Raw genomic sequence first — 23,959 nt, 5'->3', positions numbered from 1 at the left:
TTTTTATTTCGTATATCGATACACAATTGATTCGTATGGTCTTAATTTAAGTTTTGTAATATCCTTGCTGGAATCTTTATAATTCGACAGTAGTACCTCTTGTTTCATTCCATCTAATTGAACGTGCGCCGGTACAGAGTACGTTATTTCTTCTCCATAGAAGTTATTTATAACAAGTAGTACTTCACTTTCTGTAGTACGAGTATATGCCCAAATTTTAGGATCATTTTTATCCAAAATAGCATATTCTCCTTCTGTAATTACATCATACGTTTTTCTAAGCTCTATTAACTTTTTATAATGATAAAATACGGACTCTTTATCTTCTAATGCCTTCTCTACGTTTATTTCTTTAAAATTTTCAGCCACTGAAATCCAAGGTGTACTTGTTGTAAAACCACTGTTCACCTCTTCATTCCACTGCATCGGAGTACGAGAGTTGTCACGAGATTTTTGCTTTAAAACCCCTATAATCTCTTCTTGTGATAGCCCTTCTTTTAGCTTTATATCGTATATATTTAACGATTCTACATCACGATATTGCTCGATGGACTCAAATTTAGGATTCGTCATACCGATTTCTTCCCCTTGATAAATATAAGGCGTTCCTTGCAGCATGTGCATGGCTGTCGCTAACATTTTTGCAGATTTGTTTCGGTACTTTCCATCATCACCAAAGCGTGACACGATGCGAGGCTGGTCATGATTACACCAAAATAACGCATTCCATCCTCCGCCCTTTTGCATTTCAATTTGCCAATTAGACATAATTTCTTTTAATTTAATGAAATCAAAATTCGCTTTTGTCCACTTATCTCCATTCGGATAATCTACTTTTAAATGATGAAAACTAAACGTCATACTTAATTCATTACGCTTAGGATTTGAATATTTAATACAATTATCAATTGTCGTAGAAGACATTTCTCCAACTGTAATTACATCTTTTCCTGCAAAAACATTGCGGTTCATCTCTTGTAAATATTCATGAACACGCGGGCCATCTGTATAATACTTGCGTCCATCACTTGTCGCAGTATTACCTTCATCATTTAAGAAGCATTGGTCTTTTGAAATTAAATTAATGACATCTAATCGGAATCCCGTTACCCCTTTATCCAGCCAAAAGCGCATCATATCATATACTTCTTCACGCAGTTTTTCATTTTCCCAATTTAAATCAGCTTGTGTTTCATCAAATAGATGTAAATAATATTGCTCCGTCTTCTCATCATATTTCCAAGCAGATCCACCAAACTTAGACTGCCAATTATTTTTTTCATCACGCCAAATATAGTAATTACGATATGGACTATTTTTATCTTCCTTGGCTTCTTTAAACCACTTATGTTCAGTCGAACTATGATTTACAACAATATCAAGCATAATTTCAATGTTACGTACTTTCGCTTCTGCTAAAAGTTCTTCAAACTCTTCCATCGTTCCGTAAGATGGATCAATGCTGTAATAATCACTTACATCATATCCATTATCATTTTGTGGTGATTGGTATATCGGTGTTAACCAAATATAATCCACTCCGAGTTCTTTTAAATAATCTAGTTTCTCTGTAACCCCTTTTATATCACCGGTTTCTCTATTGTAATAACTATTAAAGCTCTTCGGATAAATTTGATAGACTACACTTTTATGCCAATCCTTCATGTTTAACTTCCTCCTACTTCTGTTTCACTCTTTTTGCAAATAACCATGTTAAAGTAAATGGGATTACAACTGCAATAATCATTCCGACAATAAACATTGGAATCGATTTCGGAATGATAGAAATAAATGCTGGCAATCCCCCAATTCCGATAGCAGGTGCTAATACACCATTTAATGTAATGAATATCGCTGCAACAGCAGACCCTATAATCGCTGCATAGAACGGGAACTTATTTCGTAAATTCACACCAAACATCGCTGGTTCTGTAATACCGAAGTATGCTGAAATGGCTGATGTTGATGCCATACTTTTATCATTTTGATTTTTAGAAATCCAGAACATCGCAAGTGCCGCACTACCTTGCGCAATGTTAGAAAGAGCAATCATCGGCCAAATAAATGTACCGCCATGTTGTGCAATCAATTGTAAATCAATTGCAATAAACATATGATGCATACCTGTAATTACAAGCGGTGCATATAACGCTCCAAATAGTACTGCTCCAACTACTGGTACTGTTTCATATACACCTACCAATCCTACTGTTAATAAATCTCCAATATGACGTGTAACCGGACCGATAATTCCTAATGCTAACACACCTGTCACAACGATTGTTGTAATTGGTACAACTAATAATTGAATTGCATTTGGTACATGTTTCTTTAAGAAAATTTCCACTTTACTTAATACAAATGCTGCTACTAAAACAGGTAAAATTTGTCCTTGATATCCTACCTTCTCAATTTGGAACAGTCCTAAAATATTGAAGTACTCAATCTTTTGACCCTCTAAACCAGTCGCTGCTTTTCCGTAGTCCCAAGCGTTTAATAAGGCCGGGTGCACAAGCATTAATCCCATAACAATCCCTAGTATTGGACTACCACCAAAACGCTTCGTTGCTGACCAACCGACAAGTGCTGGTAAGAATACGAATGCTGTATTGGCCATCATATTAATTAAATCCCAAAGCCCGCCTAAGTTCGGATAAACATCTAATAAATTTTTCCCATCAAAAAATAAGTCTTTTGCGCCTAATAGATTGTTAATACCCATTAGTAAACCAGCTGTTACGATCGCTGGTAATATCGGCATAAATACATCCGAAAATATTTTTACAAACTTTTGAGCTGGATTTAACTTCTGATTTCCAGAGTCTTTTACATCAGCTACAGTCGATTCTTTCATACCTGCAAGCGTTATCAATTCAGCGTAAACACGATCTACATCCCCTGGACCAATTACAACTTGAAATATACCAGCGTTATGAAACGCTCCTTTCACTAATGAAACAGACTGTAATTTATCATTATCTATTTTACTTTCATCTTTTAAAGCGATACGGAGCCTCGTCACACAATGTGCAGCTTGTTCAATATTGTCTTTCCCACCAATATACTGCAACACTTCCTCTGCTGTTTTACGATAGTCTTTCCCCATATTCCCGTCCCTCTTTTCTTTTTTTGATACCGTTTACAATTACATATTAACTCGTATATATAAGTTAGTCAACACTCATATATACGAGTTTGTGTTTTTTTATAAAAAAAAGAGATGAAACAATATTTTGTTCCACCTCTTTACTTCCTGCGTGCCACATCCGAAAAGTGAAAAATATCTAAGCGGTGGCGTGATTCTGTATATTCAAACTGACTTCCATCATACAAATGTGTAAAGTTTTTCACAACGACAACATAGTCTGTTCCATTTAAATCTAAATACTTTCTGTCATCCTCTGTACATGGCTGTACTTCAATTACCCTCTGTGAATAACTAATATGTAGCCCAAGCTCTTTCTCAATGTATTTATAAATCGATGTAGCTGCAATTTCTCTCGTTAGCCCTGGAATATATTCCGATACAAAATGGTTTATATCTAAAATTACTTTTTCTCCATCAATATTTCGTACACGTTTAATATGGTCAATCACTGTTTTTTCTTTCACGTTTAATAACTTTGCTACGTCTTTCGTCGCTTCAATTTTCTCCATTTCTACGACATCTGTAATACAATGACGTCCTAAACGTTCATTTTCTTCTTGGAAACTTACAATACCACCAAAATTAAATTCAATATTTTTTCGCTTTAAAACAAACACACCTTTTCCGTGAATTTTTTGCACATATCCACGCTCTTGCAGTAAATCTACAGCTTTTCTTACCGTGCCTCGGCTTGCCTCATACTGCTTCATTAATTCTGTTTCTGATGGGATTTTGCATCCCTCTTTTAATTGTTTATTATCAATAGATTTACTGATTTCTGTATAAATTTGTTCATACTTACTCATCATCTACAATAGCCCCTTGTCACCTTATAATTCTATATGTATTATAACATGCTTCACTCTTCTGCCAATCTCTCACTTATTTTCCATTACAAGAAAAATATAGGTAAATATTTAATCTTTAAAACGTATTTTTATAAAAATTTTTATATTTTTCTTTTCATTCAAAAAAACATGTAGTATACTAACTTCAAAATCAGAGGAGAAAGGGAGCAAAGAACTATGCTTACTTATACAACAACTGTAGTTACATTTGCACAAAAACATCATCATCATACGTAACCCTTGAAACCTAGCGGAAAAATTACGCGTAGGTACAAGGGTTATTCCCGTTGTACCTACGCTTTGGCGAAAGAGCCATGTAGGTATTTTTTTATCTACATGGCTCTTTTTTTATTGTCAAAAAGCTAGTAAAAAATGATGTTTAAGCAAAACTTACTACAAAGGAGTTAACAAAAATGGAAACGAAAAAATGGGGATTATGGGTTTTAACAGCATTTGTTATCGGGAATATGGTTGGCGGTGGCGTATTTATGCTTCCAGCAAATTTAGCACAAGTATCAGGTCCAATGGGTTCTACACTCGCATGGAGTATTACAGGCCTTGGCGTTTTTATGATTGCACTTGTATTTGGAAATTTAGCGATTCGTAAACCAGAATTAAAAGCTGGACCACAAAGCTATGCTCAAGCGATGTTTCCTTCAAAAAAAGCTGGTAAAGTTGCAGGATATAGTATGGCATGGGGATATTGGGCTGCTAACTGGGCTGCAACAGCATCTGTTATTATTTCCTTTGCTGGATATTTATCAACATTCTTTCCAGTTTTACAAAGTAAGCAAATTCTTTTTTCAATAAACGGATTTTCACTAGAACTCGGAAAAGGGTTAACTTTCCTTGTATGTAGCCTTATGCTATGGGGAATTCAATATATTCTTTCTCAAAATATTGATCGAGCTGGAAATATGAATCTACTTGCTACTATTGCAAAAATTATCGGATTTACAATGTTTATTGTAATTACATTATTCATTTTCAATGCTTCTAATTTCGGAGACGGTCAAACCTTTATGAATGAAGCAGGACAATCTATCTCGTTAGGTGGCCAAATCAATTCAGCTGCTATTGCAACACTCTGGGCATTTATCGGTATTGAATCAGCGGTTATGCTTTCTAACCGTGCAAAATCACAGCGCGATGTAAAAAAAGCTACGATTTTCGGATTAATTATCGCTCTTCTTATTTACATGTCAATTACTTTACTTACAATGGGAGCTCTTCCGCAAGATGCTTTAAAGGAGTCTCAAAAACCGTTAGTAGATGCATTAAATTTAGTAATTGGAAATAAAGGTGCATATATAATGGCCTTACTCGCTCTTATATCTTTATTTGGATCTACAGTTGGCTGGATCGTTGTTAGTTCAGAAGTACCTTACCAGGCAGCAAAGAATGGACTTTTTCCTAAGTTTTTTGGGAAAACAAATAAAAAAGGTAGTCCTTCAAAATCATTATTGATTACAAATGTAATGACGCAAATTTTCTTATTTTCAACGATTTCTGGTACTGTTTCAGAAGCATATAGTTTCGCTATCGTCGTAGCAACATTAGCCTATTTAATTCCATACCTTGTTTCTACCTTGTACCAATTAAAATTAGTTATTACAGGAGAAACGTATGATATACTACCAGGATCTCGAGTAAAAGATGGAATTATCACTACATTGGCATTGGTATACTCCATTTGGGTTATCAAAACGGGAACTGCTGATTTAAAAACGTTCTTCTTAGGAATTGGATTGTTTATATTAGGTCTTATTCTTTATCCAGTACTAATGAAAGACTCACAAAAAACGGATTAAATAAAGAGAAGCTGCTGGCTTCTCTTTTTTATTAAAAATCTGTAATTAACTTTTCTTTTAGCTCTCCTACAGATAAAGGTTTCGCATAATAAAATCCCTGTACATAATCACAGCTCATTGATTGTAATAAACTCTCTTGCTCTACTGTTTCTACTCCTTCAGCAACTACTGCTAAATTTAAACTATGAGCAATTTCAATAACGGATTTTACAATCGTTCGTTCTGGTTGTGCGTGATCATAATGAAATTCACGAATAAAATTACGATCAATTTTTACAATATCCAGTGGTAGTTGTTTTAAATAATATAAGGAAGAATAGCCAGTTCCGAAATCATCCAAAGCAATTAACACACCCATATTTCTTAATTCTTGTAATGTAGCAATAATATAATCAAAATGGCGGACTGCTATGCTTTCCGTTATTTCTAATATTAAACGGTTCGGAGGAAAACCAGTTCTCTTTAAAATGCTACGTACAGAGAAAATAAAACGTTTCTGCATTAATTGTTGTATAGATAAATTCACTGATAACTTTAGTCCTTCTTGATAATTTGGCAATGTTTTAAACAATCGGCACGATTTTTCTAATACCCAGTCTCCTAGCTTTATAATAAGTCCAGACTCTTCAGCTACCGGGATAAATTCGTTTGGTGAAATAGGTCCGTCTTCTGTCATACAGCGTACTAGAGCTTCTATACCAGAATATCTCTTCGTTTTCAAATCAATAATAGGCTGCAATACTACATCTAACTCTTCATCACGAATTGCCTTTTGCAAAGCAAACTCAACTTTCATTCTACGATTTATTTTCGCGCGTAGCTCATCTGTAAAGAAACATGCAGCATTTCTCCCCTGTTCTTTTGCACTATACATAGCTAAGTCGGAGTTTTTCAATAATGTTTCCACGTCTTGTCCGTCTTGTGGATAAGAACAAAGTCCTAGACTAGCTGAAATATATACTTCATGGCCTTCAAGAATAAATGGTGCCTGGAAACATGACAACACAGATGTCGCTAACTGCCTCATATCATCTTGTCTATGATTTTTTGTTAACAGCACAAATTCGTCGCCACCTAGCCTAGCCAGAACATCTTTCTCTCCTAGTACATAATGCAACCTTGAAGCGACTTCGCTTAAAAGTAAGTCCCCTATCATATGACCTAACGTATCATTTACTAATTTAAAACGGTCCAAATCAAAGTAAATCATACCAAATTCTTTTTTATCTGCAATCAATTTATTAACGGTCGTTATTAATTGCAAACGGTTCGGCAAACTCGTTAAAGCATCATGATAGGCAAGTTCCCTATAACGACTTTCACTTAGCCGCAACCTCTGTTCCGCTTCTTTTCTACTACTAATATCATTTCGTATTGCGATAAACTGGTATGGCTCTCCTTTTTCATTTAAAAATGGAACAATTGTTGTTTTGACCCAATAATATGTACCATCTTTCGCTCGATTCCGAATCTCACCTGTCCATACTTTCCCATTCAAAATACGTTTCCATAAGTTTTGAAAAAAGGTTTTCGGATGATGACCTGAATTTAAAATACGGTGATCTTTTCCAATTAATTCTTCCCTTTTGTATTTAGAGATTTCACAAAATTTATCATTTACATATGTAATAAGACCTTCTCGGTCTGTAATTGCAACAATTGAAGACTCATCTAATGCTAACTTTAAATCTCGCAACGAAGAGTCATATAATGCATGACCTCTCTGTTCTAGCATGCGCATCTCTCCTTGCTTCTATCTGACTAAAACACAACCTGTTTCTCTTCATAGAAATAGAGATATTTCATTTTCTAATACTAGCCCTTTACATAAATTATCTTTTTAAATAAACCGATTAAAATAACATAATATTATTTGTAATAAAAAGCAATATTATACCGTTTCAATTATAACTGGTAGCTTCCCATATCTCTAATTACTTCGCGCCTTATTATACCGCAATCCTTTTAAGTAGCTCTATGCAAGCCTTGTTTCCAACTAATACCACTCATATCTGATCTCTTTGTTTTTAATAACGAAATAGAAATTAGATCATACTACATAACTATTCACGAATAATAATATGAAAATCTACATTAATGTGTATGTTTTTGAATTACAATAACAAAATATTAACATATTTCTACCTTAACTTTGGAATTATTTTATAAATAAATACTGTATTAAACTAAAAAAGAGGATAGCCTCTTTTTTAATTTAATACGAATATGGTATTTGCTGATAACCTGGGTATGGCATTGGATACGTTACAGGGTATGGCGATGGATAAGCTACTGGATATGGAGCTGGATAATATCCTCCACTTGTTGCACCTGTTAATGCACCAGCTGTCAGTCCGCCTAACACTCCTCCTGCAAAGCTTCCAGGGAAAAATCCACCTCCCCATGAACTACCACCACCCCAGCCCCATCCGCCTCCGTGATGATGATGGTGATCATAGTGATTGTGTCCTCCATGGTGATGATGTCCACCGTTATGATTGTGCCCACCATGATTGTGTCCTCCATGATGATGATTCCGATAGTACAATCCATTGTTTTCTATATAATTCATGTTTCTCCGCTCCTTTTCGATTTTTTCATTTTCATATGCGTTAAGAGTGAGATAAAAAATGGGATAGTACACTGTATGTAGGACAAATGCGGAAAGTATAGGTGATATGTCTATATTTTGTAAAAAAAGCAAAACACCTTATAATAAAGATGTCATATTACATCTTCTATTTAAGAAGTCTATATTGAAAAAAGATTAGGGGAATTATATAGAAATGAAAAAGCCTATCGTTCAATTACTATTAATATTTACAATCGTATCTATCGTTCTGTTCCTATTAAATACATCGTATATTTCGTTATATACATTTGTCGGTGCTCTATGGTCCATCACAATCGTCGGAATTTCATTCGTTATTTTTATAGAAAATAGATCTCCACAAAGTACGTTAGCATGGTTTTTAGTATTAGCACTTCTTCCTATTATAGGTGTGCTTTTATACGCTATTTTCGGACGCAGCCGCTGGAGAAGAAAAAAACATCTCCATCGTTCAGAAGAACAAAGAAAATTATTCCGTGAAATATTAGAAGGAAGAAGACTAGAGTTATTACTCACAGTCCCACTAAATGAACGTTCCATACATTTAACAGAAGTCATACAAAAATTTGGAGGTGGTCCTGCCGCAGATAAAACAACTACAAAACTTTTAACAAACGGAGATCAAACATTTTCAGAAATTTTGCGAGCTATAGAGCAGGCAAAGCATCATATACATATTCAATACTACATTTATAAATCTGATGAAATTGGTACAAAAGTTCGAGATGCTTTAATACAAAAAGCAAAAGATGGTGTTATTGTACGCTTCCTTTATGATGGCCTTGGAAGTAATACGTTACGACGACGATTTTTGCAACCTATGAAAGAAGCTGGGATTGAAATTGTAGAATTTGACCCTATTTTTTCAGCTTGGTTACTTGAAACTGTCAATTATCGTAACCATCGAAAAATTGTTATTGTAGATGGAAAAATTGGTTTTACCGGAGGACTCAATGTCGGTGATGAATATCTTGGCCGTTCTAAGAAATTTCCTGTTTGGCGTGATAGTCATTTAAAAATAGAAGGAAAAGCATTATATAAATTACAAGCAATCTTTCTAGAAGACTGGCTCTATGCCTCTAGTGGTTTAAATACTTATTCCTGGGATCAATTCATGAATAGACAATACTTCCCAGGTAAAGAGATTTCAAATGCAGAAGGTGCTGTTCAAATCGTAGCAAGCGGACCAAGCTCCGATGATAAAAGTATTCGTAATACATTATTAGCTGTTATGGGCTCTGCAAAAAAATCCATTTGGATCGCTACACCCTACTTTATTCCAGATCAAGAAACTTTAACATTATTACGCTTAAGTGCAATTGCCGGAATAGATGTACGGATTTTATATCCAGGTAAAAGTGATAGCATCATTAGTGATCAAGCATCTCAATCCTATTTCACTCCGCTTTTAAAAGCTGGTGCTTCTATTTACAGTTATAAAGATGGTTTTATGCATGCAAAAATTGTACTCGTTGATGATACAATTGCAACTATCGGAACAGCGAACATGGATGTACGTAGCTTTGAATTGAATTACGAAATTATTAGCGTACTTTATGAATCAAAAACAGTTCACGATATTAAATGTGATTTCGAAGAAGATTTTAAACATTCAACTGAAATTAAATGGAACTCTTTCCAAAAAAGAAGTATAAAAAAACGCATATTGGAGTCTTTCATGAGGCTCATTTCTCCTTTACTGTAGGCAATCAACTTTATCTTGATTGCTTTTTCTTTTCCCTTTATCCTCCTTCCTTTTCTTTGCATACCATATTAAAACAAGTTATCATAAGATGTATTACTTTATGAAAATAATGTTAGGTGGGAAATACATGTTAGAACAATTTCATATACATGCTGATTTAAAACAACAGCTTTCTACGATTCATGAAAAGAATAAACAAGAAGCTGGTGAAAATGCACATTTAATCGGAACGAAAATATATAAAGCGTCTGATAATAGCATTATTGAAGATGCGATTACAGCACTTCTTCTTGGCAAGAACATTCTATTAAAAGGACCGACTGGTAGTGGTAAAACAGTACTAGCGGAAACTCTTTCTTCTTTATTCCAAAAACCAATGCATAGCATTAACTGCTCTGTCGACTTAGATGTAGAGGGTATTTTAGGATACAACACACTACAAACGAAAGATGGTGCATCTGAAGTTTCATTCGTTAACGGTCCTCTTATGAAAGCAATGAAGAACGGTCACTTCCTATATATTGACGAAATCAATATGGCAAAACCTGAAACTTTACCGCTACTTCACGGCGCATTAGATTACCGTAAAATGATTACAAACCCATTTACACAAGAGGTTGTATACGGTGATGACGAATACCGTGTAATTGCTGCGATTAACGAAGGTTACGTTGGAACAAGTGAGCTAAATGAAGCGTTAAAAAACCGTTTCGTTATTATTGAAGTTCCTTACATTCAAGGTGAAACATTAAAAGAACTATTATTAGCAGAATCAAAATTAAATGATGTTGCAACAATTGAAAAGTTTGTTGCATTTGCAAGCGACCTTATGCCTTTAGCTCGCGATGGACGTGTAAGTGAAGAAGCAGCAAGTATTCGTGGTATTATCGACGCATGTGATTTAGGTGTATATATTCCTGTTATGCGAGCGATTGAACGAAGCATAATTGCAAAACTTAATGATGAAACAGAACAAATGACTGTCCGTGAATTAGCAGAAAGTTATTTCTTTGAGGGATAATTTATGAGACAAATTTTTAGTGACAAAAAAATTGATGCGTCGCTGTTTCTACAAATGGAAAACTTAATGTATGCCCTTCTAAAAGAAGACGATGCCTATCTTGAATATGGCTATAAAGCATACTACGACGAAATTGAAAAGAAAGTTGTCATTAGTCACTTTTGGGATGATCGAAAAGAAGAAGATACAGTAATCGGATTAAAAAGCGAAGTGTTCTTAAAAGCACTTGGTAATAAACATTACTCGGACATGACTTTAATTCGTTCTTATGCGATTGAATTGCAAGAATCGCCCCTAAAAAAGTTTTTAACACAATTATTTGTTCTATTAGAAGATTTACGCGTTGAGGAAATCGTAAAGAACTTACGTCCTGGCACGAAGCATGTTTTTAAGCGTCGAAAAGAAATGTACCGAAATTATTTCGGCTCTCAAAATGAAATAAACCGTGTTCGTAATTATCACGGTGATCGTCTATTTTGCCTATGCTATCTTTCATTAACTAGCGATAAATACGAAATGTTTAATAATGAATATTTTGAGCAAATTGAAGCGATTTTACATGAAACATTCCAAGCACGTAATACAGAAGATATTATGTATATCGTTGAGAAAATTCGCTATCGCTTAGAGGCGCTTCTTGAAAGTGATATGCTTAACAACTATTTCGGACATGCTCCACTTTACTTATCTGTCCTTGCAGACGAAAAGAACTGTCGCGTCGAAGATTTAGCAAATGATGATACGCAGCTTATAGATGACGATGAAAATAAAAACAAAATGGATGAAAGTTTCTCCACATGGCATCGTGAAAATAAAAATAACGAAAACGAGAACTTTTTACGCTTTGAATTAGAAAGCGGAACAAAAACTAATATGATGGGTGATACCGCCCGTGAATCAGAAGATGGCGACCAAGCACTTGGTTCTGTACAAGGTACTTCACAAAAAAGTACACAATCCAACTTTGATGGCGCTGATACAGAAGAAGCAAGGGCTTCACACGCTTCTAGCCAGCACGACGGTGCATACGGTAAGTATAATGTAGGTGCTTCTCATACATTTAAAGAAGCTCGCAAACCAAACTCAGATGAGAAAAAAGATTACCAAGCTATCAAATCAGTCGTCAATAAAGATGTAAAAGAATTAAAGAAAATTATCGAAAAAACGATTGAAAATAAAACGAATGCGAATAGTGATAAATATTACGGAAGACTTCGTAAGAAATTCCTTCGTATTTATACCGAAAAACAACCACGTATGTTTTATAAAAAAGGACAAGAGTCACAAGAACTCGATGTTGCATTCCAACTGTTAGTTGACTGTTCTGGTTCTATGTATAACAAAATGGAAGAAACGAAGAAGAGTGTTGTACTATTCCATGAAGCTTTAAAGTCTTTAAAAATCCCGCACGCTATTAGCGGATTTTGGGAAGATGCCTCTAGCGCTAAACCTGAAGATAAGCCGAACGTTATTCATGAAGTTGTAAATTATAAAAACTCAACGTTACCAAACGTTGGTCCAGAAATTATGCAACTTCGTGAAGAAGAAGATAACCGCGACGGATATATTATTCGTATCGTTTCTGAAAAACTTGCCAAAAGACCTGAGAAACATAAATTCTTACTAGTCTTCACAGACGGTGAGCCTTCTGCGCTAGACTATCAACAAGACGGAATTTTAGATACGCATGAAGCTGTTAAACTCGCGCGTAAAAGTGGTATGGAAGTAATCGGTATCTTCATCGAAGAAGGCGAAGCGAAAGAAGCAACTTATCAATTGATGAAAAACATTTATAACCATCACTTCTTAGTTGCAAATCATGCTGAAGATTTACGATTGAAGATTAAACCATTGCTGAAAAAACTATTACTGAAGACGATTGAATAGAAAATAGGAGCCTTGTGGCTCCTGTTTTTTCGTTCAATTACTTTGTTTCTGGTTGAAACTTGTATGGAATGGCTACTTCTAATAAAGATTCAAATCCTCCGTCATAGTATGGGAAGCGCTCATTCGCAATTGTTCGATCTACCCACTCTATTGCAGAAATTTCACCTTCATCTTCCGCAATAAGTTCCCCTTTTACTACATTCGCTCGGAATGTAAAAAACAGTGCATGATTCCCTGATTCTTCAAAGAATTTTTCATTGATCGCAACAAGTCCACCTAACGTAGCAGTTAAACCTGTCTCTTCTTTCACTTCTCTTATTAGTGCTTCCTCTAATATTTCACCTTTTTCCACAGCCCCACCTGGCAATGACCAAACGTTTTGTTCTGTATTATGTACCATTAATATTTTATCTATTTCCTCGTCATGTATTAGTGCGTATACGACATCAACTCTTTGCATAAGACTTCTCTCCTCCCAAAAATAATGAAGAGCCGATTCCTAAGAATCGACTCTTCCTATTAATTCATCACTAACTCAGCTGCGAGCTTTTTTTTTAACTTAGCCAGCATGTCAGTTGTCATTTTGTCTAAATCGTATTCTGCTTTAAAGCCCCACTCTTTCATTGCTGCAGTTGCGTCAATAGAGTTTGGCCAGCTATCAGCGATTGTTTGACGAGCTGAATCTACTGCGTAATCCATTGTAAACGTCGGAATGTGTTTACGAATTGACGCTGCAATTTGCTCTGGCTCGAAGCTCATTGCTGTAATGTTAAATGCATTTCTATGCACTAGCTTACTTGGATCAGCTTCCATTAATGAAATGATCGCTTGTAAAGCATCAGGCATATACATCATGTCCATGTACGTTCCTTCAGCAATGTATGAGGTGTATGCACCTTTTTTAATCGCCTCATAATAAATTTCAACTGCATAATCAGTTGTTCCGCCTCCTGGAGGAGCTACGTAAGAAATTAAACCTGGGAAACGGACACCGCGCGTATCTACACCAAATTTTTGATGATAATAATCACATAGTAATTCTCCTGCCACTTTGTTTACCCCGTACATCGTAGTAGGACGCTGAATTGTATCTTGCGGTGTATTATCTTTTGGCGTCGATGGACCGAATGCGCCGATAGAACTTGGCGTGAAGAATTTACAGTTTAATTCACGAGCTGCTTCTAATGCATTTACAAGTCCGCCCATATTTAAGTTCCATGCAAATAACGGATTTTTTTCTGCTGTTGCTGAAAGTAAAGCTGCTAAATGAATAATTGTATCTACTTCATTACGCTTTGTGATATCATGTAGTTTTTGTCCATCTGTTACATCTAACGTTTCAAATGGACCAGACGTTACTACTTCACTATCTGTTTCACGAATATCTGTTGCAATAACATTTGATGCGCCGTATACATCACGAAGTTTCATTACTAGTTCAGAACCAATTTGCCCTAAAGAACCGGTTACTAGAATTTTTTTCATTTTCCCCACTCCTCATTTGCAAGCTATTCAAAAGATGTCGTTACTTAAATGATGCCCATTTCTTTTCCTACTTTTTCATACTTAAGAATTGCTTCATCTAACATTTCTTTCGTATGAGCTGCTGTAGGCATATTACGAACGCGCCCTGTTCCTTTTGCTACAGTTGGGAACACGATAGATTTTGCGTATACACCTTCTTCATTTAGACGTTTACTAAATTCTTGTGTTAATACCTCATCCCCAATGATACAAGGTGTAATTGGCGTTTCACTTTCCCCAATGTTAAAGCCAAGTTCTTTTAATCCTTGTTTTAAGTAGCGACCATTTTCCCATAAGCGATCGTGTAACTCTGTGCTTTCCATTAAGATTTCAATTGATCTCATGCAAGCTGCTGCATCAGCTGGTGTTAATGCTGTAGAGAATAAGAATGGACGTGAACGAACTTTTAACCAGTCAATTAAATTTTGTTTCCCTGCTACATATCCACCAATTACCCCAATTGCTTTTGATAATGTACCAATTTGGAAATCAACTTTATCAGAAAGACCGAAGTGCTTTACAGTTCCTGCACCTTTTCCAAGTACACCTGAACCGTGTGCATCATCTACGTATGTCATTAAATCTAACTCTTCTGCAATCTCAACAATTTCTGGTAGTTTTGCAACATCTCCATCCATTGAAAAGACACCGTCTGTAATTACCATTAATTTATTGTAAAGACCTGATTCTTTCGCCGCAATTGCTTTTTGGCGTAAATCTTCCATATCCGAATGTTTATAAACAATAATTTTTGCTTTTGATAGACGACTACCATCAATAATAGAAGCATGGTTTAATTCGTCTGAAAGAATTGCATCATTTTTATCCATAACAGCTGAAATCGCTGCCATATTACAGTTAAATCCTGATTGATAAGCAATTGCTGCTTCTGTATGTTTAAACTTTGCAATTGTTTCTTCTAACTTAATATGCAAATCTAAAGTACCGTTAATTGTACGAACAGCCCCTGCTCCAACACCGTACTTATGAATAGCACCAATTGCTGCTTCTTGCAAACGGCTATCTGTTGCTAATCCAAGATAGTTGTTTGAAGATAAGTTAATATATTCTTTTCCGCCAATTGTAATGATCGGTCCATTTGAACTCTCAAGCGGATCAATTACGTTATAAAGCCCCTTTGATTTTAAATCCTCTAAGTTTTCTTCTAAAAATTTCGCAAGTGTTTTACTAGACATCGTGAAGCCTCCCATCGTTCATGTAAGCGGATTATTGTCTTAATAGTTCTAATAATCCCTCTACTAGCTTAACACGTTTTCAGAATTTATTATAGAAAAATAGTTTAAAGTAACCGCTTACATTTTTAGATTATATATGATTCATTACAATAAATCTATCATTTACTTTTCATATTTGATAGAATTAAAAAAATATTTCGGGAGGTTTCAAACATGGCATTTACAGAATCTGATGTATACAATAACACAGCATTTTTCGAACAATATATGAAACGAAGATACCGAGAAAATAGCCCAAATGAATCCATTGAAAAACCAGTATTCTTTCAGCTCATTGGTCATGTACGAGGAAAACAAATTCTCGATTTAGGCTGTGGTGATGCTAAGTTTGGCGCGGAATTATTAGAAAAGGGATGCTACTCTTACACCGGCATTGAAGGCTCCGAACTTATGTATGAAAAAGCTAAAAAACAACTAGAAAATAAAAATGGATCTGTTCATTTTTTAAACCTCAAAGATTATACCTACCCCTCTTCCACTTTTGATTTAGTAACATCTAGACTCGCCTTACATTATATTGAACATCTTGATACCATTTTTCAAAATGTATTTCAAACTTTAAAAACAAATGGCACCTTTACCTTTAGCGTTCAACATCCCGTTATTACTTCTTCGTTTGAAAGCTTACAAACAAGTGGTAAAAGAACGAGTTGGCTCGTCGATGATTACTTTAAACTAGGCAAACGGGTTGAACCATGGATTGACCAAGAAGTTATTAAATATCATCGTACAACGGAAGATTATTTCACATTATTACAGCAAGCCGGATTTACCATTACATCATTAAAAGAAGCTACACCAAATCCAACCTATTTTCAAAATGAAGCAGATTATAAACGTCGCTTACGTATTCCTCTCTTCCTCTTATTTTCTTGTACCAAATAAAAAAAACGATGAATCACTCATCGTTTTTTTATCTCATTGCCTGAGCAACTTCTTTAACTACACGTCTTCCTCTTCCGTGAGGTATACAAAGCGGTGTTCCAAACAACGGATCCGTACTAATTTGACACTCCATTCGGAATACATCACGTACTAGTTTCTCATCTACCACTTCTTCAGGTTTACCTTGTGCATATATTTGTTTATCTTGAATGGCTACAATGTTATCTGCATAGCGACATGCTAAATTTAAATCGTGTAATACCATAACAATTGTTCTTTGTTCTGTTTCATTTAATTCGAATAATAAATCTAGCACTTCAATTTGGTGAGTCATATCTAAATATGTAGTAGGCTCATCCAGTAAAATAATATCTGTATCTTGTGCAAGCGTCATTGCAATCCAAGCACGTTGTCGTTGTCCACCTGAAAGAGCATGCACATCACGCTCAGCAAATTCTGTCATACCTGTTGCTGCAAGTGCCTTCTGTACCATTTCCTCATCTTTTTCTGACCACTGTTTCAGCCATGTTTGATATGGATAGCGTCCTTGTTTTACAAGTTGCAATACTGTAAGCCCTTCAGGTGCTTGCGGTCCTTGCGGTAAAATTGCCATTTGACGAGCAATTTGCTTCGTTTGCATACTTTGAATAGCTTGATTATCTAACAAAATGTCACCAGTTGTTGGCTTTAATAATCTAGCTAGTGAACGTAATAAAGTTGATTTCCCGCAACCGTTGGAACCGATAAAGATTGTAATTTCACCTTTTGGAATTTCTAAATTCAACTCATCAATAATAATTGTTTCACCATAAGACAACGTCAAACATTTCGTCTCCAATGCTTTTTGCATATTCATCTCCCTTTATGAATTCCGACTTTTATAAAGTAAATAAATAAAATAAGGTGCACCAATTGCTGATGTAAATACCCCTGCTGGAATTTCAAGTGGTGTGAAAACTGTACGCCCAATTAAATCTGCAGCAAGTACTAGAATTGCACCGACAATAGCTGCAACTGGGAGTAATGCACCGTATAAAGAACCAACTAGCCTTCGTGAAATATGAGGTGCCATTAAACCGACAAATCCAATTCCTCCGGCGAAGGCAACTGCTCCCCCAATTAAAGCCGTACTAAGTAATAACATGAATACGCGTGACTTCGTTAAAGGAACACCAAGTCCTACCGCAATATCATCCCCTAGCTCTTGCGCATTTAAATGTCTAGCAGCTATAAATGATATTACCGTTAAAATGAGAACCCACGGTGCAAGCACCATAACGTTTTGCCATGAAGAACCATAAACAGTACCTGTAATCCATACATTCGCTTGACTCGCTTGATAAATTGGTGCTAACAACATAAACAAAGTCGTTGCCGCTTTCGTTAATGCCCAAAACCCCACACCAATTAAAACAAGACTAATCGGCGATAACCCGTCATTTCTCCATGCAAATAAATATACAAAAAGCGCCACAATCGTTGCCCCAACAAAGGCTGCTAACGGCATATAATGAATGCTTACAGTTAGCGCATTATTTTTATCACTAAATATAGCTAAAAACAATACAACTGCAACACTTGCCCCACCCGTAATCCCGATGATATCCGGAGAAGCAAGTGGATTTCGAACGAGACCTTGTAAAATACATCCTGCTACAGCAAGCGCAATTCCTACAAGGATGGCAATTAAAATACGCGGCATACGAAACTTATTTACAACCATGTTAGACATCGCATCGCCATTTCCAGTGATCGCTTGCCATACATCATAAGGAGCAATTTTCATGTCTCCCATACCTGCACTCGCAAAAAATAATCCTATTAAAACAACTAATAAACTAAATAAGACGAGACAAGCTCGTTTATACATTAAAAACGAGGGCCCGCCTTTCCCTATACGAAATGGAATATACTTCTTCATTTGCTAAGCCCTCTCTTACGTGCAATATAAATAAAGAATGGAGCTCCAATAAATGCTGTCATAACTCCTACTGGTACTTCTTGTGGCATAATGACATATCTTGCTGCTATATCAGCTAAGATTAATAGTATTGCACCTAATAAACCGCTATACGATACTCTCCACCTATGATCTACTCCAACTAGAAATCTGGCAAAATGCGGGGTAACAATACCAATAAATCCAATTGGACCTGCGACCGCAACTGAACCACCAGACAACAGGACAATAATAAGTAGTACGAATGATTTCATTAAAATCGTTCGTTGTCCAAGTCCTTTTGCAACGTCTTCCCCCATCATTAATGTATTTACTTTCCCTGCCATCATAAGAGATGCAATCCATCCTATTAATAAATATGGGAATACAGATTGTAAAATTTCTAACTTTCTCCCTTGCACAGATCCAGCAAGCCAAAATAATACCTCTTCAAGTGCTTTTTCATTTAACACAAGTAATCCTTGTGTTAATGATGAAAATAATGCACTAATTGCGACCCCTGCTAACGTTAACTTAAGAGGAGTAGTCCCTTCTTTTCCTAAAGAACTAGAAGCAAATACAAGTACAGCTGCAACCGCCGCTCCTAAAAAGGCAATCCATGTGAAAGCTGATAATGATGTTACTGAAAAGATTACAATTGCTACAACTATAAAGAACGCAGCACCTGAATTTAATCCAATAAAATCTGGAGAAGCAAGTGGATTCTTAGTTAAAGTTTGCATAAGACAACCAGCAATGGCTAAACTAGCACCAACACTAGCTGCAATTAACGCCCTAGGCAGACGTACATTTTGAATAATAATATGTTCATTGGAACCGTTAAAATGGAAAAAAGCATCCAATGCTAGTTTCCAACTCGTATTTGTATATCCGAAAATAATACTTCCCCAAATACAAATAACGACTGCAATGATTCCAACAAATAATCCAATCCATTTTGCTCGATTTGTTTTTAATAACATGCAGCGTTTCCCCTTCAATGTATAATGATACGTTGTTAGTGTATTTCAACTTAATTCTCATTGTCAACGGAAATGAGAATTATTTTCACCCATATGTATTGACAATCAAAAGATAAAGGCTTAATATCATGCTTGCTATTGAAAAATATTCTCAACATGTAGGGGGTACATAATGAATTTCATGCGGAAGAAATCGTTTACAGTATTTGTATTTTTACTAGCATTTTCAATGCTTTTAAGCGCTTGTGGAAAATCAAATAACAAAGAAGAATCTACAAAAGAAGATAATAAAAAAGAAGTGGTTACTGTAGAACATGCAATGGGTAAAACAGAAGTTCCTGCTAATCCAAAACGTGTAGTTATCTTAACAAATGAAGGAACTGAAGCTTTACTTGAATTAGGTGTGAAACCAGTTGGTGCTGTAAAGTCTTGGACTGGTGACCCATGGTATCCACATATTAAGGATAAAATGAAAAATGTAAAAGTTGTTGGTGATGAAGGACAAGTTAACGTTGAAACAATTGCTTCTTTAAAACCAGACTTAATTATCGGTAATAAAATGCGCCACGAAAAAGTGTACGAACAACTAAAAGCAATTGCACCTACTGTGTTCTCAGAAACATTACGTGGTGAATGGAAAGATAACTTCAAATTTTATGCAAAAGCATTAAATAAAGAAAAAGAAGGTCAAAAAGTTGTAGCTGATTACGAATCACGTATAAAAGATTTAAAAGGCAAACTTGGCGATAAAGTAAACCAAGAAATCTCTATGGTTCGTTTCATGCCTGGTGATGTTCGTATTTATCATGGCGATACATTCTCTGGTGTTATTTTAAAAGAACTTGGATTTAAACGTCCTGGAGATCAAAATAAAGATGATTTTGCAGAGCGTAACGTATCTAAAGAGCGTATTTCTGCTATGGATGGTGACGTATTATTCTACTTCACATTCGATAAAGGAAATGAGAAAAAAGGGTCTGAACTAGAAAAAGAGTATATAAACGATCCTCTATTTAAAAATTTAAATGCAGTAAAAAATGGTAAAGCATACAAAGTTGATGACGTTATTTGGAATACAGCTGGTGGCGTAATGGCCGCTAACCTACTATTAGATGACATCGAAAAACGCTTTGTTAAATAATATTTCCTTAACCAGCTCCCTTCTGTGGAGCTGGTTATTTTTCAATTCACTTAAATGTCACATTATTTCGTTTTGTATTTTTATTCCCAATATGTTATATTGAGAAAGTAAATAGAATATATTTTCTTTATATCAGAATAAATGTTTTAATCTAAATTTTCTGATTAATCACTATTTTATTTTCTTTTAGAATTCAATTATTACATTTGAAAACGCTTATCATCTCGTTTTCAGGGCAAAATACAGTAACGGTCGAAGAAAAATAGAACTTTTTTAGAAATTTTCTTTCTATTTCCATATAATTCTATTGACTTCTAAATATTTTGTAAATTAAAATGATTACATAAATATCCGTTATACAGGATTAGGGGGAAACAAAAATGGATGCAGCTTTAAAATTAGACAAAGCTGGAGAGCAACAATCACCAAAAAAACATCCACCAGGGTTATACTTGTTGTTCTTTACAGAGGCGTGGGAAAGATTTAGTTATTACGGAATGCGTGGCTTATTAGTTCTTTATTTAACAACGAGCTTAGTAAGCGGCGGTTTAGGATTTGATAAAGCAGTTGCAGTTCAAATTTACGGTATTTTCACAATGTTAGTATACTTCACACCTATTATTGGTGGTTGGTTAACTGACCATTTCATTACGAAGCGACATGCCATTACTATTGGTGGTATCATCATGGCAATTGGTAACTTTGTATTATTCTCAATGAACACAAAAACTGGACTTTTCTTAGGATTAGGATTATTAGTTATTGGTAACGGATTCTTCAAACCAAATATTTCGACTTTATTAGGTCAATTATATAGCGAAAACGATTCTCGTCGTGATAGTGCCTTCACTATCTTCTACATGGGGATTAACTTAGGAGCTCTTATCGCTCCATTCATTTGCGGTTACTTCGCAGATTATAGATACGGTTTCTTAACAGCTTGTATCGGTATGATTATTGGGCAGCTTGCCTTTAATTTCTTAGCACCTCGTTACTTAGGGTCTATCGGAACAACTGTTGTAGGTAAACAATCTAAAGAAAAAAATGCAAAAGCAATTGAGAAAAAACCTTTAACAACACAAGAGAAAAAACGTACTGCTGCAATTTTAATTTTAACTTGTTTCGTAGTATTCTTCTGGGCAGGATTTGAGCAAGCTGGTAGTTCTTTAACACTTTACACAGATAAGTTCGTAGATCGTACAATTGGTGGATTTACAATTCCAACACCTTGGTTCCAATCTGTAAACCCACTATTCATTATCTTACTAGCATTACCTGTTTCTGCGTTATGGATTAAGCTTTCAAAAACAAAAAATGGCGATTTGAAAATCCCAACAAAAATGGCATTAGGCATGATTTTACTAGGGATTGGATATTTAGTTCTAACTTTAGCTGTTTTAAAAACTGGTAGCGATGAAGGTAACATTACAATGAAAGCAAACTTACTATTCATTGTATTCACTTACATGTTCCACACAATCGGTGAGTTATTCTTATCACCAATCGGATTATCTATGGTAAGTGCAATTGCTCCTGTTAAATTAGCATCATTATTAATGGGTGTATGGTTAGCTGGTACTGGCTTCGCAAACTTATTAGCAGGACAATTAGCCGCTTTCACTCAATCTTTAGGATATTTAGAAGTATTCGCAAGCATCGGTATTATCGTAATTGTACTGGGATTAGTACTTCTTATGTTCTCTAAGAAAATTGCACATATGATGGAATAACAAAAAGACGCTTCTAAAATTAGAAGCGTCTTTTTTATTACTTCTCCTCTAAAGCTGTCACGTCCACATGAACGCTCTCACCAGGATTAGATACATCATACACTTGAGCACTCCCCTTCTGCTCATCACAGCTCTCAATCCATACTGGTACGCCCTCATATGTAACGTCAATTCTACTTGAAGAAGATAAGATTTGTTTCACACGTTTCACATCCATACTACTATCCCTCCTTTTGCTTACTATACTCCTTTTTATTTTTTCTTTTCCTTTTAGAATATATTCCGTAAGGCAGCATATTGATTGATAGTCATTTCTTCCTAACATGCTAATATTTACTCTCTCGCTACCTTTCTGACAAATAAAAAAAGACGTATATTCTACACGTCTTTTTCCATAATATTCAAATTTTAAGAAAATAATGTTTTTACTACCGCACTTACTTTATCATTATGGATTTGATAATACACTTCTAATCCTCGTCTTTCAAAGCGTACTACTTTATTTTGCTTTAACTTCGTTAAATGTTGTGAAACAGTTGATTGTGGAATTTCTAATACTTCCTGTAGCTGTGTTACATTACATGTTCCTCTTTGCATAAGTTCCATTACTAGACGTAGACGAAGTGGGTGAGCTAACGCTCTTAACATTTGTACATCTTCTTCTGAAATACGACATTCGAATTGATTTTGGCTCATAAAGTTCCCCTCATTTTCGTTTTTATTTGCGTTTTTATGTTCTTTTTATTTATTTATATATCTGTTCTTATATTTCCTGTTACGACATAACTTTATCAACCTATAAAGCCGAAAATTTTTTCCATCTTTATCAGCAAAAATTCAGGAAAAAATCCTTGCTGATTTTGAATATTATACTATATGATATAACGAAAAAGCAAAATAATGGCCTACGAATACTTTGCTTGCAAACGTTGTTTTATCAGGCTTTTTGTTATATTTTCACCTCATTGAAATGCACAGTAACGGTATTGTAAAATACCGTCTATAATTGATAACCTATCGTAATGTAGTTGAACTATAATTAACCTCTTTGTTACGCTAAAAGGAATTTTCAGTAAAAAGAGATGATGTGATATTAAAAATTTGTTTCTTATTTTTTATTCGTATTGCAAGCGGTTGGATTGTTGTGCAAAACTTCCTATTAAATCCACTCACCGTTCCCCCCACTAGATCAAACAGGACAGATAATTGCATATATCAAACTTTATACTTAATATAAAAGACTTCATCTAATATACGCCTATAAGGAACATGCCATCTGAATAAGCAAAATAATATGCACATAGTTTATACAGCGCACTTAAATTCATTTGAGTGTGTTTTTTGTCTACTTTATGAACAAAGCTTTTCTTTTAACACTATTATGGAATAATTATACTTTTTTACGTTGACAATAGTGTTGAAGGAGAATATACTAAGCATGTAAGTTGATTGTGAATTGTTTCACAAATA

20 protein-coding genes are annotated in these 23,959 nt (G+C 35.1%); 7 read left to right on the top strand and 13 right to left on the bottom strand.

Annotation, left to right across the window (positions count from 1 at the left end; genetic code table 11):
- Positions 1 to 3 precede the first annotated feature (3 nt).
- From treC to treR, 3 genes are all read right to left on the bottom strand, one after another.
- Complete coding sequence (treC, locus tag ACTFRY_RS26830; protein WP_098616452.1) at positions 4 to 1,665, bottom strand: alpha,alpha-phosphotrehalase; 1,662 nt, start codon at positions 1,663 to 1,665, stop codon at positions 4 to 6.
- Between the two features lie 13 nt (positions 1,666 to 1,678).
- A complete protein-coding gene (gene treP / locus ACTFRY_RS26825; RefSeq protein WP_000513942.1) occupies positions 1,679 to 3,106 on the bottom strand; it encodes a PTS system trehalose-specific EIIBC component in 1,428 nt (475 codons plus the stop codon).
- A gap of 140 nt (positions 3,107 to 3,246) precedes the next feature.
- Entirely contained in the window at positions 3,247 to 3,957 is a 711-nt protein-coding gene (treR, locus tag ACTFRY_RS26820) for a trehalose operon repressor (RefSeq protein WP_000987236.1), read from the bottom strand.
- A 452-nt stretch (positions 3,958 to 4,409) separates the two neighbouring features.
- Here treR and ACTFRY_RS26815 point away from each other — a divergent pair, with 452 nt between their 5' ends.
- Positions 4,410 to 5,807 (top strand): amino acid permease, encoded by a 1,398-nt coding sequence (locus tag ACTFRY_RS26815; protein WP_098616453.1) that lies wholly within the window; start codon positions 4,410 to 4,412, stop codon positions 5,805 to 5,807.
- Between the two features lie 31 nt (positions 5,808 to 5,838).
- Here the strand turns inward: ACTFRY_RS26815 and ACTFRY_RS26810 are convergent, their stop codons facing one another.
- Positions 5,839 to 7,542: a putative bifunctional diguanylate cyclase/phosphodiesterase gene (locus tag ACTFRY_RS26810; RefSeq protein ID WP_000893342.1), complete on the bottom strand. Its 1,704-nt coding sequence runs from the start codon at positions 7,540 to 7,542 to the stop codon at positions 5,839 to 5,841.
- 480 nt (positions 7,543 to 8,022) lie between these two features.
- The gene (locus ACTFRY_RS26805) at positions 8,023 to 8,379 is read right to left on the bottom strand and encodes a hypothetical protein (protein WP_001106406.1); all 357 of its coding nucleotides are present in this window, start codon (positions 8,377 to 8,379) and stop codon (positions 8,023 to 8,025) included.
- Positions 8,380 to 8,593: 214 nt separating this feature from the next.
- Between ACTFRY_RS26805 and ACTFRY_RS26800 the strand changes: the two genes are divergently transcribed.
- The 3 genes from ACTFRY_RS26800 to ACTFRY_RS26790 all read left to right on the top strand — a co-directional run bounded on the left by ACTFRY_RS26800 (position 8,594) and on the right by ACTFRY_RS26790 (position 13,031).
- On the top strand, positions 8,594 to 10,123 hold the full coding sequence (locus ACTFRY_RS26800) for a cardiolipin synthase (RefSeq protein WP_098616454.1): 1,530 nt from the start codon (positions 8,594 to 8,596) through the stop codon (positions 10,121 to 10,123).
- Between the two features lie 127 nt (positions 10,124 to 10,250).
- The gene (locus tag ACTFRY_RS26795) at positions 10,251 to 11,144 is read left to right on the top strand and encodes an ATP-binding protein (protein ID WP_088068465.1); all 894 of its coding nucleotides are present in this window, start codon (positions 10,251 to 10,253) and stop codon (positions 11,142 to 11,144) included.
- A gap of 3 nt (positions 11,145 to 11,147) precedes the next feature.
- Positions 11,148 to 13,031: a vWA domain-containing protein gene (locus tag ACTFRY_RS26790; RefSeq protein ID WP_001248851.1), complete on the top strand. Its 1,884-nt coding sequence runs from the start codon at positions 11,148 to 11,150 to the stop codon at positions 13,029 to 13,031.
- 37 nt (positions 13,032 to 13,068) lie between these two features.
- On the opposite strand, the gene ACTFRY_RS26785 is transcribed toward ACTFRY_RS26790, so the two are convergent.
- Genes ACTFRY_RS26785 through ACTFRY_RS26775 form a run of 3 tightly spaced genes read right to left on the bottom strand, consistent with a single transcriptional unit; the run spans position 13,069 to position 15,751 of the window.
- Positions 13,069 to 13,491, bottom strand: a complete 423-nt coding sequence (locus ACTFRY_RS26785) for an NUDIX hydrolase (protein ID WP_001189928.1) — start codon at positions 13,489 to 13,491, stop codon at positions 13,069 to 13,071.
- Positions 13,492 to 13,550: 59 nt separating this feature from the next.
- Positions 13,551 to 14,516 carry an L-threonine 3-dehydrogenase gene (locus ACTFRY_RS26780; protein WP_044797126.1) on the bottom strand — a complete coding sequence of 322 codons (966 nt, stop codon included), beginning with the start codon at positions 14,514 to 14,516 and terminating at the stop codon, positions 13,551 to 13,553.
- Between the two features lie 44 nt (positions 14,517 to 14,560).
- Complete coding sequence (locus ACTFRY_RS26775; protein WP_000095905.1) at positions 14,561 to 15,751, bottom strand: glycine C-acetyltransferase; 1,191 nt, start codon at positions 15,749 to 15,751, stop codon at positions 14,561 to 14,563.
- Between the two features lie 213 nt (positions 15,752 to 15,964).
- Between ACTFRY_RS26775 and ACTFRY_RS26770 the strand changes: the two genes are divergently transcribed.
- Positions 15,965 to 16,696 carry a class I SAM-dependent DNA methyltransferase gene (locus ACTFRY_RS26770; RefSeq protein WP_000885977.1) on the top strand — a complete coding sequence of 244 codons (732 nt, stop codon included), beginning with the start codon at positions 15,965 to 15,967 and terminating at the stop codon, positions 16,694 to 16,696.
- 28 nt (positions 16,697 to 16,724) lie between these two features.
- Here ACTFRY_RS26770 and ACTFRY_RS26765 read toward each other — a convergent pair whose 3' ends face one another.
- Genes ACTFRY_RS26765 through ACTFRY_RS26755 form a run of 3 tightly spaced genes read right to left on the bottom strand, consistent with a single transcriptional unit; the run spans position 16,725 to position 19,618 of the window.
- Positions 16,725 to 17,546: an ABC transporter ATP-binding protein gene (locus ACTFRY_RS26765; RefSeq protein ID WP_001167943.1), complete on the bottom strand. Its 822-nt coding sequence runs from the start codon at positions 17,544 to 17,546 to the stop codon at positions 16,725 to 16,727.
- Between the two features lie 12 nt (positions 17,547 to 17,558).
- On the bottom strand, positions 17,559 to 18,617 hold the full coding sequence (locus ACTFRY_RS26760; RefSeq protein WP_000760070.1) for a FecCD family ABC transporter permease: 1,059 nt from the start codon (positions 18,615 to 18,617) through the stop codon (positions 17,559 to 17,561).
- Positions 18,614 to 19,618 (bottom strand): FecCD family ABC transporter permease, encoded by a 1,005-nt coding sequence (locus ACTFRY_RS26755; RefSeq protein ID WP_098616455.1) that lies wholly within the window; start codon positions 19,616 to 19,618, stop codon positions 18,614 to 18,616. The genes ACTFRY_RS26760 and ACTFRY_RS26755 overlap by 4 nt, the downstream gene beginning before the upstream one ends.
- 172 nt (positions 19,619 to 19,790) lie before the next feature.
- On the opposite strand from ACTFRY_RS26755, the gene ACTFRY_RS26750 reads away from it, so the two are divergent.
- Positions 19,791 to 20,759, top strand: a complete 969-nt coding sequence (locus tag ACTFRY_RS26750; RefSeq protein ID WP_001010279.1) for an ABC transporter substrate-binding protein — start codon at positions 19,791 to 19,793, stop codon at positions 20,757 to 20,759.
- 380 nt (positions 20,760 to 21,139) lie between these two features.
- Positions 21,140 to 22,489: a peptide MFS transporter gene (locus ACTFRY_RS26745; protein ID WP_000338314.1), complete on the top strand. Its 1,350-nt coding sequence runs from the start codon at positions 21,140 to 21,142 to the stop codon at positions 22,487 to 22,489.
- 37 nt (positions 22,490 to 22,526) lie between these two features.
- Here the strand turns inward: ACTFRY_RS26745 and ACTFRY_RS26740 are convergent, their stop codons facing one another.
- Both ACTFRY_RS26740 and ACTFRY_RS26735 read right to left on the bottom strand, forming a co-directional pair.
- The gene (locus tag ACTFRY_RS26740; protein ID WP_000382679.1) at positions 22,527 to 22,706 is read right to left on the bottom strand and encodes an acid-soluble spore protein H; all 180 of its coding nucleotides are present in this window, start codon (positions 22,704 to 22,706) and stop codon (positions 22,527 to 22,529) included.
- A 191-nt stretch (positions 22,707 to 22,897) separates the two neighbouring features.
- Positions 22,898 to 23,185 (bottom strand): ArsR/SmtB family transcription factor, encoded by a 288-nt coding sequence (locus ACTFRY_RS26735; protein WP_000081428.1) that lies wholly within the window; start codon positions 23,183 to 23,185, stop codon positions 22,898 to 22,900.
- Positions 23,186 to 23,959 lie beyond the last annotated feature (774 nt).

It is taken from the genome of Bacillus cereus group sp. MYBK195-1 (assembly GCF_051916605.1).
Lineage (GTDB): Bacteria > Bacillota > Bacilli > Bacillales > Bacillaceae_G > Bacillus_A > Bacillus_A cereus.
This window is presented reverse-complemented; position numbering and strand designations above follow the sequence as displayed.

Bases quoted from the DNA above. Each gene is read 5' to 3' on its own strand.
- treC (WP_098616452.1), bottom strand. From the start codon at position 1,665: ATGAAGGATTGGCATAAAAGTGTAGTCTATCAAATTTATCCGAAGAGC.
- treP (WP_000513942.1), bottom strand. From the start codon at position 3,106: ATGGGGAAAGACTATCGTAAAACAGCAGAGGAAGTGTTGCAGTATATT.
- treR (WP_000987236.1), bottom strand. From the start codon at position 3,957: ATGATGAGTAAGTATGAACAAATTTATACAGAAATCAGTAAATCTATT.
- ACTFRY_RS26815 (WP_098616453.1), top strand. From the start codon at position 4,410: ATGGAAACGAAAAAATGGGGATTATGGGTTTTAACAGCATTTGTTATC.
- ACTFRY_RS26810 (WP_000893342.1), bottom strand. From the start codon at position 7,542: ATGCTAGAACAGAGAGGTCATGCATTATATGACTCTTCGTTGCGAGAT.
- ACTFRY_RS26805 (WP_001106406.1), bottom strand. From the start codon at position 8,379: ATGAATTATATAGAAAACAATGGATTGTACTATCGGAATCATCATCAT.
- ACTFRY_RS26800 (WP_098616454.1), top strand. From the start codon at position 8,594: ATGAAAAAGCCTATCGTTCAATTACTATTAATATTTACAATCGTATCT.
- ACTFRY_RS26795 (WP_088068465.1), top strand. From the start codon at position 10,251: ATGTTAGAACAATTTCATATACATGCTGATTTAAAACAACAGCTTTCT.
- ACTFRY_RS26790 (WP_001248851.1), top strand. From the start codon at position 11,148: ATGAGACAAATTTTTAGTGACAAAAAAATTGATGCGTCGCTGTTTCTA.
- ACTFRY_RS26785 (WP_001189928.1), bottom strand. From the start codon at position 13,491: ATGCAAAGAGTTGATGTCGTATACGCACTAATACATGACGAGGAAATA.
- ACTFRY_RS26780 (WP_044797126.1), bottom strand. From the start codon at position 14,516: ATGAAAAAAATTCTAGTAACCGGTTCTTTAGGGCAAATTGGTTCTGAA.
- ACTFRY_RS26775 (WP_000095905.1), bottom strand. From the start codon at position 15,751: ATGTCTAGTAAAACACTTGCGAAATTTTTAGAAGAAAACTTAGAGGAT.
- ACTFRY_RS26770 (WP_000885977.1), top strand. From the start codon at position 15,965: ATGGCATTTACAGAATCTGATGTATACAATAACACAGCATTTTTCGAA.
- ACTFRY_RS26765 (WP_001167943.1), bottom strand. From the start codon at position 17,546: ATGCAAAAAGCATTGGAGACGAAATGTTTGACGTTGTCTTATGGTGAA.
- ACTFRY_RS26760 (WP_000760070.1), bottom strand. From the start codon at position 18,617: ATGAAGAAGTATATTCCATTTCGTATAGGGAAAGGCGGGCCCTCGTTT.
- ACTFRY_RS26755 (WP_098616455.1), bottom strand. From the start codon at position 19,618: ATGTTATTAAAAACAAATCGAGCAAAATGGATTGGATTATTTGTTGGA.
- ACTFRY_RS26750 (WP_001010279.1), top strand. From the start codon at position 19,791: ATGAATTTCATGCGGAAGAAATCGTTTACAGTATTTGTATTTTTACTA.
- ACTFRY_RS26745 (WP_000338314.1), top strand. From the start codon at position 21,140: ATGGATGCAGCTTTAAAATTAGACAAAGCTGGAGAGCAACAATCACCA.
- ACTFRY_RS26740 (WP_000382679.1), bottom strand. From the start codon at position 22,706: ATGGATGTGAAACGTGTGAAACAAATCTTATCTTCTTCAAGTAGAATT.
- ACTFRY_RS26735 (WP_000081428.1), bottom strand. From the start codon at position 23,185: ATGAGCCAAAATCAATTCGAATGTCGTATTTCAGAAGAAGATGTACAA.